This window comes from Pseudomonas rhizozeae, assembly GCF_031583775.1.
In the GTDB taxonomy this organism is placed as follows: Bacteria; Pseudomonadota; Gammaproteobacteria; order Pseudomonadales; family Pseudomonadaceae; genus Aquipseudomonas.
In genome coordinates this window covers 106,735-114,193 of sequence record NZ_JAVLSB010000026.1, presented here as the reverse complement: position 1 = coordinate 114,193, position 7,459 = coordinate 106,735, and the positions used below count along the sequence as shown (strand labels likewise).

The 7,459-nt window shown below is 62.7% G+C and carries 7 protein-coding genes; 6 read left to right on the top strand and 1 reads right to left on the bottom strand.

The window, feature by feature from the left end:
* Window positions 1–94: 94 nt before the first annotated feature.
* A complete protein-coding gene (locus RG836_RS08925; RefSeq protein WP_310844834.1) occupies window positions 95–1,318 on the bottom strand; it encodes an MFS transporter in 1,224 nt (407 codons plus the stop codon).
* Window positions 1,319–1,615: 297 nt separating this feature from the next.
* On the opposite strand from RG836_RS08925, the gene RG836_RS08920 reads away from it, so the two are divergent.
* The 6 genes from RG836_RS08920 to RG836_RS08895 all read left to right on the top strand — a co-directional run bounded on the left by RG836_RS08920 (window position 1,616) and on the right by RG836_RS08895 (window position 7,444).
* A complete protein-coding gene (locus RG836_RS08920; protein WP_310844833.1) occupies window positions 1,616–2,608 on the top strand; it encodes an ABC transporter substrate-binding protein in 993 nt (330 codons plus the stop codon).
* The gene (locus tag RG836_RS08915) at window positions 2,601–4,322 is read left to right on the top strand and encodes an FAD-dependent oxidoreductase (RefSeq protein WP_310844832.1); all 1,722 of its coding nucleotides are present in this window, start codon (window positions 2,601–2,603) and stop codon (window positions 4,320–4,322) included. Before RG836_RS08920 ends, RG836_RS08915 begins: the two co-directional genes overlap by 8 nt.
* A gap of 19 nt (window positions 4,323–4,341) precedes the next feature.
* Window positions 4,342–4,728: a 2Fe-2S iron-sulfur cluster-binding protein gene (locus RG836_RS08910; protein WP_310844831.1), complete on the top strand. Its 387-nt coding sequence runs from the start codon at window positions 4,342–4,344 to the stop codon at window positions 4,726–4,728.
* Window positions 4,729–4,784: 56 nt separating this feature from the next.
* Entirely contained in the window at window positions 4,785–5,846 is a 1,062-nt protein-coding gene (locus RG836_RS08905; RefSeq protein WP_310844829.1) for an ABC transporter substrate-binding protein, read from the top strand.
* A 126-nt stretch (window positions 5,847–5,972) separates the two neighbouring features.
* A complete protein-coding gene (locus tag RG836_RS08900) occupies window positions 5,973–6,482 on the top strand; it encodes a sigma-70 family RNA polymerase sigma factor (protein ID WP_310844827.1) in 510 nt (169 codons plus the stop codon).
* On the top strand, window positions 6,482–7,444 hold the full coding sequence (locus RG836_RS08895) for a FecR domain-containing protein (RefSeq protein ID WP_310844825.1): 963 nt from the start codon (window positions 6,482–6,484) through the stop codon (window positions 7,442–7,444). Before RG836_RS08900 ends, RG836_RS08895 begins: the two co-directional genes overlap by 1 nt.
* Window positions 7,445–7,459 lie beyond the last annotated feature (15 nt).

Genomic DNA, 7,459 nt, shown 5'->3' with positions numbered 1-7,459 from the left:
ACCCTGTGGGAGCGGGCTTGCCCGCGATGGCGGTGTGTCAGTCGGCAGAGATGTTGAAGCTGATGACCCCTTCGCGAGCAGGCTCGCTCTCACATCAGGCCTTTGTCAGGTTCCACTGGCGCCATTGCGCCTGCACCAGCAGCAAACTGGCAATGCCCACTGCCACCAGGCCCCACAGGGCGATGGTGGTGCCGACGCCGAGGCGGTCGGCCATGTAGCCGGCGACCAGGGTGGCCAGGGGCTGCAGGCCAAAACCAATAATGCTGAACAAGCCCATCAACCGCCCGCGCATGGAGGGCGGCGAAAGGATCTGCACCATGCTGGTGCAGGTCACCATCGCTTGCGAAGTGGCCAGGCCAAACATAAAAAGCGCCAGCAATTGCAAGTAAAGCAACCCCGTCAGCGCCGACACCACCAGCCACCCGCCCATCCAGATCAAGGTCAGCGACAACGTCAGGCCCATGCGCCGGATGTGGCTGATCACCGGCGACAGGAAAAACGCATACACCAATGACCCGGCCGCCGCTGCACCGAGCAGCAGCCCGGTGCGCTGCGGATCGCCCTGGGCCACCGCCGGCAGCAGCGCCAAGGTGCCGAGGCCGAACATGGTCAGCGCCGCGCAGCATAGGTAAATATTGCGCAACACCAGGGTCTGGCGAATATGCGTCACCGCTTCGCCGAGCGATACCTGATCGCCCGCGTTCGGCCGGCCCTGGCACACCGAGTGCAGCGACAACAACGAAAAAATCACCACCCAGTACGACAGGCCATTAGCCCAGAAAGCCGCGGACATGCCGACCTGCGCCACCAAATATCCCGCCAGAGTCGGGCCAAGCGTGCGGCACACATTGAGGATCATCGAGTTGATGCTGATCAGCTTGCGAATATTGTCCAGCCCGGCGAGATCGAACAGGAACGCCTGCTGCGTCGGGAAATACACCGAGTTCACGCAACCCATCAGAAACGCGAACAGGAAGATATGCCCCAGTTCGACCTGTTCAGCCTGGATCAACGCGGCAATCACAAAGGTCAGGACGATCTCCACCAGGTGACAACCGATCAACAACTTGCGCCGGTCATAACGATCCGCCAAGGCGCCGGTAAACATGCTGAACAGGATAATCGGCACACTCGAACACAGCGCGCTGACCCCTAAGGCAAACGCCTGGCCGCCGGACAATTGATAGACCAGCAACGCCATGGCGGTCTGCTGTAGCCAGATGCCGATCATCGACACGGCCTGGCCGGAAAGATATGTGCGGGTATGCGCGGAATGCAGCGGAGTGAAGTTGTTCAGCCACAACGAAAGAGCAGACATATTCAGGCTATATCCAGACAAAGTGCATGAGCGAAGTAGGGCTGAAAACGCGATGTAATCTGCGTAATGCACCGCGCAGTGTCAATCAATGTGCAGTCATAAACTCAGAACTTAACGATCTATGTGGCTTAAATAACTTTGCATTACACTCGCTGCACCTCGCACGGGGGCGTTTGCAGATTATCCATAAAACATTTTATTCAATGCCGTGCGACAACGTCCGTCATTATTCTTGTTATTTCAGGTGGTCGCGCTTAGTTGCGACCTGCTGTCATCTTAGTATTAATGGCGAATGTTATGACTGACCTCAATCTTTGGTACACCCGCTGCCCGACGCCCACGCCACTCGGCCTTGCGGTAAAACTGGGGTACTTGCAATCGGCGCTGGCGGCAAAATCCGTCGGTGTGCAATCACTGCAAAGCTCACCGGACGAGAAAGTCCGCGCCAGCCACTTCGATCATTCGCAACCCTGGTCTTTCCGCCAGGGCGGCAACATCCCACCGATCCACGCCCGGGCCAGCGGCCGCGACACGCGGTTGATCGGCATTAACTGGATCGACGAATTTCAGGCCGTGATCACTTTGCCGTCGTCCGGCGTGCGCGACGTCGCGGAGTTGTTCGGCAAACGCCTCGGCCTGCCGCGGCAGCCACCGGGCATCATTGATTTCCAGCGCGCCACTGCGCTCAAGGGCTTGCTGTCGACGCTGCAAGTGGCGGGCATTCGTCGCGATCAGGTGCAGTTCGTCGATGTCGCTACCCGCACGCCGACCCTGGGCGCCACCACGCCAGGCTACCCGCCACAATTAGTGCGGCGTTTGCCCTATGCCAATGAGTTGACCCAGTTAATCAAAGGCGAGATCGATGCGTTCTTCGTCAAAGGCGCCGAGGGCTTGAGCCTGGCCCATCAGTTTGACGCGGTGATTCTCAACCAGACCGGCAATCATCCCGATCCAGCGATCCGCATCAATAATGGCACGCCGCGCTTGCTGACCGTCGATGGCACCCTGGCCCGGGAACGGCCGGACCTGGTGCAGTCGTTACTCGACTCAGTGGCCGAAGCGGCTGAATGGGCATCGCGCCATCCTGATGAAACCCAGCGCTTCGTGGCTCAGGAAATCGGCGTGTCGGAAGAGGCAGTGCAAGGCGCATTCGGCCCCGATCTGCACCGCAAATTCGCCACTCATCTGGACGCGCCGGGCTTGCAGGCGATCAACAGCTTCAAGAATTTTCTGCTGACCGAAGGCTTTATCGACGCCGATTTCTCGGTGGAGGCCTGGGTGTATGAGTGACGCGGTGACCTGGGATGTCATCGTGCTGGGCGGCGGTGCGGCAGGGCTGGTCGCGGCGTTTCATGCGCGGCAGGCCGGAGCCTCGGTGTTGGTGGTGAACAAGGGGCTGGTGGGCCGCAGCGGTGCGACCATCACCTCCGGCGGCGGCGTCTCGATTGCCGGCGAAAGCCTGGTGGCGATCGGGCTGGAGGCCGACGCCAGCGACACCGAAGAACGTTTCCTGCAGGACACCCTCGCGGCCGGTTCATGGCTCAACGATCAGCATCTGGTGCAGAGTATGGTCAGCGGCATCGGCGCGGAAGTGCAGCGCTTGATTGACTGGGGCATCAAGTTCAGCGTCAACCGTCGCGCTCCCGGCCACAGCAGCGGACGCGGCGTGCACATCAGCGGCATCGACATGCAGCGGGCCTTGACTCGCATCGCCCAGCAGGCCGGGGTGAGCTTTCGCGAAGACTTCCAATCGAGCCAATTGCTGCGCCGCGACGGCGCGGTGGTGGGCGTGCTCGGCCTCGACCGCCGCAGTGGCAGCGTTGACCGGATTTTCGGCAACAGCACGGTGCTGGCCACCGGCGGCGCGACTTCGAACTGGAGTCTGCGCACCGCGCCGGAGGAGTTGTCCGGTGAGGGCCAGCGCATGGCGGTGGAGGCGGGCGCCACCCTGATCGACATGGAAATGATGCAGTTTTTGCCCTGCTGCCTGGCCGCGCCAGCGCTGTGGCGCGGCCTGCAGTTCCCGTGGATTCTCGGCCCGCAGAGCGGCGTGCACGCCTGGTTGATGAACCGCTTTGGCGAACGTTTTATGGCCCGTTGGGACCCGGTGCGCATGGAGCTGGCGACGCGCGACATGGTGTCGGCCGCCTGTGCCACTGAAGTGTATGAAGGGCGCGGCAGTCCGAATGGCGGGGTGTATCTGTCGTGGAAGCATTTGCCCAACGACATCATCGATCACTTCCCGGCGACCTCGCGTTCGATCAGTGCGGACTGGCAGTGGGAAGGCTTCGACATGACCCCGCTGGTGGAGCGGATCAAGCAGGGCTACGGCATTGAAGTGGCCCCCGCTGCGCATTTCTCTCTGGGCGGGGTGCGCGTGGATGCGGGTGCCGCTACCGGCGTGCCCGGGTTGTTTGCCTGCGGCGAAGTGACCGGCGCGATGCACGGCGCCAATCGCTTGTCCGGCAATGCCGGGGCCCAAGTGTTGGTGCAAGGCCGTGTGGCCGGGCAAGCGGCGGCGCTGGATGCCTTGCAGCGGCGGGCGCTTGATCGTTCGGCAGACAATCTGGATGAAGCGGTGGCGGTGACGATTGCGCCGTTCGAGCGTCGCGAAGGTATCGCGCCGTTCGAACTCAAGGAGCGTTTGTCGCAACTGGCCGAACGCGCACTCGGCCCGGTGCGCACCGCCAAAGCCCTGAATGAAGGCCTTAATGAACTGACCGATCTGCGAACCAACGCGCTGCCGCAACTGGCCTGCCGCACCCGCGACTTGATGTGGAACCGCGACTGGAGCGACGCGCTGGAATGCCAAGCGGCCTTCAGTGTGATCGAGTCAGCCCTGCTCGGTGCCATTGGCCGCGAGCACTCGATTGGCGCACATCAGCGCCACGACCATAAAGCGCCGGCCAGCGGCGTGCTCAGCCACTCGCTGGTGACCTTCGACGGCGGCGCACTGCGTCGGCTCACCGTGCCCGTGGCGTTTCCCCTGATGGCCCGGCCATGAACAGACACTGGAGTTGCCGATGCTGATGCACCTGACGTTATTTCGTGACGGTGAACTGCGGCAACTGGAGATCCAGTTGCCGCCACCCGCTGGCCTCGGTCTGGGCATCGACAGCTGGGAAGGCGCCTCGGTGAGCACGGCGCTGCAGTATGCGCAGCGAGTGTTCGAGCCCAATCTCGGTTACTCGCTGTCGTGCCGTCGCGGACTGTGCAAACTGTGTGCGATGCGCATCAACGGCGAGGTGAAACTGGCCTGCACCGTAGCGCTGCACGACGGTATTCGCATCGAACCGGCCAAGCCGAAACTGGCGCTGCACGACACCGTGGTCGAGCTGAGCCTGGTGCGGATCAAGCCCGAACGCGCGCCGAAAGCCATCGCCCTGAAAACCTTTTCAACAACCACCTGACTGCCTGTCGGGCTAGCCCTTTCCATCGCCAAGCGAACCCTCTCAGGAGTTGCACCATGTCTGAAGCACTGTTGAAAACTGCCCCTGCTGCTGAAACCCAACCGAGCGCAATCTGGTACACCCGCTGCCCGGTGCCGACCACCTCCGGCATCGCCCAGCACAAGGGCTGGTTGCAGAATGAATTCGCCCGTCACGGGATCAAACTCGACTCGATCCGCGCGTCGCAAGACCGTGCGGTGCGCGAGTCGCATTTCCGCCACAGCCTGGCCGGCAGCTTCCGCGAGGGCGGTAACGTGCCGCCAATCTGGGCCCGCGCATTGGGCCAGGATACGGTGGTGGTCGGCATCACCTGGGTCGATGAATCGCAGCAAGTGTTCGTCCGGGGTGACAGCGATATCCACACCGTGGCCGACCTGCGCGGGCGCAAGCTCGGGGTGGTGCGCAAAGCCGCCAGTGACCTGGTGGACGTCGGCCGCGCCGAAGGCTTGCGCGGTTTGCTGACCGCGTTGCAACTGGGCGGCGTGCCCCGCGACAGCGTCGAATTCGTCGACATCGCCGCGCCCGAGTGGGACCTCAAGGAAGTCTCCAAGACCCGCGAAGACCATCACGCGATTCCGACCCTGGCCTTGCTAAACGGCACGGTGGACGCGATTTTCATCAAGGGCGCCGGCAGTGCCCGCGCACTGGCCCAGGGCTTGCGTCCGATCATTAACCTCAACGACCAGCCTGACCCGCTGCTGCGCCTGAGCGCCGGTTCGCCACGGCCGATCACCGTCGACCGCCAGACCTTGATCGACTCGCCGGACATCGTCGTGCGTTACCTCGCGGTGCTGCTGAAAACCAACGAGTGGGCCAAGGAGCATCCGCAGGACGTCGTCAGCACCATCGCCGCCGAAACCACCACCGACGAAGCCAGCGTGCGCCTGGCCTTCGGTGACAAACTGCACCTGGCGTTCGAGCCGCAACTGTCGCAGATCTACGTCGAAGGCTTGCGTCGGCAGAAAGACTTTTTGCTCGCCGAAGGCTTTATCTCCCAGGATTTCGACTTCGACAGCTGGATCGACCCCGCACCGCTGCAACAGGCGTGGGCGATCAAGGATGAGATTGTGCTGGAGTAAGTGACGTTGCCTGATGGTCCCACGCCGGAGCGTGGGACCATCACTGGAAAAAGAACTTGGTGTCGCGCTCAAACATTAATTAGAATCGATCTCATTTGAAACTTCCTTCGCGTAGGGTCTCTTGAGATGACTGAATCAGCGACGCCATCGCAGCACAGCCTGCACGCGCTGTATCGCGACCATTCGAGCTGGCTCGAAGGCTGGTTGCGGCGGCGCATGGGCAATGCCTGGGATGCCGCCGACCTGAGCCAGGACACCTTCTTGCGCGTGCTCTCCAGTTCGCAGCAGATCGCTGAAATGCGCGAGCCACGGGCCTATCTGGTTACCGTCGGCAAGCGCTTGCTGAGCAATTTCTACACCCGCCGCAATCTCGAACAAGCCTACCTCGACGCCCTCGCGCAGTTGCCGGAGGAGTGCGTGCCGTCCCCGGAGCAGCGCTGGCTGTGGCTGGAAACCCTGCAAGCCCTGGACGAATTGCTCGACGGCTTGCCGCCGCTGGTGCGCCGCGCGTTCCTCTGGAGCCAGCTGGACGGCCTCGGTTACCGCGAGATCGCCGAGCGCCTGGACGTCTCTGAACGCAGCGTCAAACGTTACATGGCCCAGGCCTACGAACATTGCCTGCTGGTGGAGTGGTGATGCGCGCTGCGCCGTCCGATGACGTGCGCCAAGTGGCGCGCGCCGCCGCGCAGTGGCTGGCATTGCTCGAATCGGGTGGGGCCAGCGAAGAAGATCACCTGCGCTTGCAACAATGGCGCAACAGTCACAGCAGCCACGAAAACGCCTGGCAGAAAGCCCAGCAATTGCGCCAACGCTTCATTGGTTTGCCGTCAGCGCTGGCCATGGCCACGCTGGATCGCCCGGACGCCGGGCGCCGCGCGGTCCTTAAACGTGCGCTGGGGGTCGCGGCACTGGTGCCGGCCGCTTGGCTGATCAGCCGCCAATTGCCGCTGGACGTGTGGCGCGCCGACCTGCAAACCAGCACCGGCGAACGCCAGCAGCGGCCGCTCGCCGATGGCAGCAGCCTACAGTTGAACAGCGCCAGCGCAGTCAATATCGATATGCCAGCGCGGCTGCTGACGTTGGTGCGCGGCGAGATGTCGCTGAAGGTGCCGGACACCGGACCGCTCACGATCCAGTCCAGCTATGGAAGGATTACGGTCAGCCACAGCGAAGTCTGCGTGCGCCTCAACGAGCGCGATTGCCGGGTCTCGGTGGTCAGCGGCTCGGTGCAGGTGCAACCGTTGCGCGGGCCATTGTTGGTGCTGCGCGAAGGTCAGCAAGTCGACCTGAGTGCCAGCGGCGCTGCTTCGGTGCAGGGCTTCGACGCTATGCAGCCGGGTTGGCGCGAAGGCGTGCTGGTGGCACAAAACCAGGCGTTGGGGGATTTCCTCCGCGAGTTGAGCCGCTACCGCCCAGGGTTGCTGCGCTGGGACCCAAGCCTGGAAAACCTGCGCGTCACCGGCAGTTTCCGCCTCGACAACACCGACCGGGTGCTGTCGCTACTGGCCGCGAGCCTGCCGCTTGAAGTGCAAGCGCGCACGCGGTTTTGGGTCACCTTGGTCCCGGCCAATAACCATCTCGATAAAAACATTGGCTGAGCCTGTCCCTTTTTT